Raw genomic sequence first — 2,558 nt, forward strand, 5'->3', positions numbered from 1 at the left:
GCTGGGGCGATGCCCGGAAGGCGCTCACCCTGTTCCGGCAGGCCGGCGAGACCGCCACCGAGCGCGGGCTCACGACGGTGACCGACGAGTGCATCGCGGCGAACCTCGAGGCGACCGACCGCGAGGCGACGATCGCGAAACTGCTCGACCTGCCGGTTAATCACTTCCTCGTGCTCACTGGGGTTACCGGGTGGAATCGTGGATCGGCGATCAAACAGCCCGTGACGACGGCCGACATCCACGCGTTCCTGGCCAAGGACGCCTATCCCGCCGAACTTCGCCTCGGCGAGCGCGCGATCCGGGAGGTCGTCACCGATCTCGAGACGATGGGACTGGTCGAGACGTGGATCGACTCGCGGGGCCGTGACGGCCGGGTCAAGCAACTCGAGACGACGTTCGATCCCCAGTGGGTTCACGCCGCGATCGAGCCGTACGCCACGGAGTCGACGTATCTGGCCTCTCTAGAGACGGACTGACAGCGGGCGAGCCGCGGCGTCTGTAACGCCTATAACGCTCTACCACGTATGGGATGGTGGCCCACACCGATGCGCCTGTGAGCATGACGCCACCAGACCACATGCGACGGAACCGGCTTTGGGAACGCTATATCCTGCGCGGAGAGCCGCGTGACGAAGTCGTGCCGGATCTCGCGGCGGAGTTCGACGTTGACGAGGAGACCATCGAGACCGACATCGCCACGGTTGCCGACTGGCTCACCGAGCTTGATCTTATCCGAGAGGAAAGTGGGATCGCCTTAGTTGCCGAACTCCGGGCCAACCGCCAGCACCTCCATCAACTCGCGGACCGGGCGCGCGATGAGGACGACCTCACAAAGGAGCGCAAGATTCGCGAGGAAATCAATCGCTCAATCACCATCGAGCGCCAGCTTCACGACGCCAGCCTCAAGACGACGCCGGCGACCAGTGAGCTCGACCATCTCCTCAAGGATCTAGACTGACCGGCCGCGTGGCGATCGCGACGCGCACCCCCACTGCCGAGTAGCTGGCACTCGATCCCACGAGGTGTGGCCGACCGATACGGGTCCCTGTGAGCCCAAAGGCGTGACGGTGGCAGCTCCGCTCGACTCGAATTGCCCACTGGATGACGCGCACTGTGGATGCGGACACGGCCGCGGCGTGGCCGACAGTTGGAACCGGTACGCCGGCGACGAGTTCGGCGCCATCTGGCTCGACGAGCCCAGCCACGACGAGGCCGACCTCCACGACCTCCTGGAGATGCTCGGCAACAAGCTCAACCGCACGGGGTATCGCGCCGAGGCCGCGACGAAGGACTTCGATGAGGACATCGCCGAGCAACGCCTCGAGTTCGCGGACGTCCTGCCGGACGCCCCTGTTGTGTAGTCGCATCTCGTTTGGGACACGGGAAAAACCTAGCAGGAGCAGTGATCGCCCTCCTGGACCTCGTCCCCTCGAGACGTGACGGCGGAGAGTAGCCCGGTACTGAGGCGGTCGTGGGGAACGAACCGGTGTTGCGCCAGCGGTAGCGTCCCAGCGCGGGCGACGAATAACCAGAATGGATAAATACCGGAGGGTGGCAATGAGTTGCCATGGTGTTTCGCTAGATGTCCCGCAACGAGCCCTCCTCGAACGAGACCATCGAGCGCCAGTACGAAGAGTACGTGATGCCGATCTGGAAGTCGCTAAACGTTCCCATCCGCCGCGCGACCGACTGTACGGTCGAGGACTTCGACGGGAACGAATATCTCGACGTCTTCTCTGGGATCTCGGTGACGAACGTGGGCCACCGCAACGGTGCGGTCGCCGACGCGGCGACGGCCCAGCTCGACGAGTTCGTCCACGGCTGTTCGTACGTCCATCCGAACAGACCGGTCGCCGAACTGGCCGAACGACTCGCCGAGATCGCCCCCGGCGACCTCCGGAAGAGCTTCTTCTGTAACTCCGGGACCGAAGCCGTCGAGGGCGCCATCAAGCTCGCCCGAAAGTACACCGGCAGCAAAGAGGTCGTCGCCCTCGAGATGGGGTTTCACGGCCGGACGCTGGGCAGTCTGGCGCTGACCGGCAATCACACCTACAAACACGACATGGGACCGACGATCAACGACGCGGTCCACGCACCGGCTCCGTACCGCTACCGGTGGCCCGACGAGACGGGGTCGGCCTCCGAGTTCGCGGCTCGCGCTGCCGCCGAGATCGACCACGTGATCGGTACCCATACGAGCGACGATCTCGCCGCGGTCGTCGTCGACCCGATCATGGGCGAAGGTGGTATTATTGTGCCACCAGAAGGCTGGCTCGAGCGGGTCCAGGAGATCGCCCACGCCCACGGCGCGCTCCTCATCGTCGACGAGGTCCAGACGGGCTACGGGCGGAACGGGAGCGATGTTCGCCAGCGAGCACGCCGACGTCACCCCCGATATCCTCACGCAGGCCAAGGGCATCGCGAACGGGCTCCCGCTCGGTGCGTTTACCGCGCCACCGGAGATCGCGGACGCGTTCGACGCGGGCGACCATCTCTCGACGTTCGGCGGCAACCCCGTCGCCTGCGCCGCCGCGCTGGCGACGATCGACGAACTGCAG

Annotated in this window: 3 protein-coding genes and 1 pseudogene; all 4 read left to right on the top strand. The window is 65.4% G+C overall.

The window, feature by feature from the left end; genetic code table 11:
* Positions 1-476: Cdc6/Cdc18 family protein (locus PGX04_RS05400; protein ID WP_465263794.1), on the top strand; the 476-nt coding region annotated here is incomplete at its 5' end.
* Between the two features lie 53 nt (positions 477-529).
* Entirely contained in the window at positions 530-958 is a 429-nt protein-coding gene (locus PGX04_RS05405) for a PqqD family protein (RefSeq protein WP_273737565.1), read from the top strand.
* A 178-nt stretch (positions 959-1,136) separates the two neighbouring features.
* Positions 1,137-1,361 carry a hypothetical protein gene (locus PGX04_RS05410; protein ID WP_273737566.1) on the top strand — a complete coding sequence of 75 codons (225 nt, stop codon included), beginning with the start codon at positions 1,137-1,139 and terminating at the stop codon, positions 1,359-1,361.
* Positions 1,362-1,582: 221 nt separating this feature from the next.
* A pseudogene (locus PGX04_RS05415) lies at positions 1,583-2,558 on the top strand (aspartate aminotransferase family protein); the annotation flags it as partial.

Source organism: Natrinema soli (assembly GCF_028618695.1).

Coding starts and splice junctions, on each gene's coding strand:
- PGX04_RS05405 (WP_273737565.1), top strand. CDS start 530: ATGGTGGCCCACACCGATGCGCCTGTGAGCATGACGCCACCAGACCAC.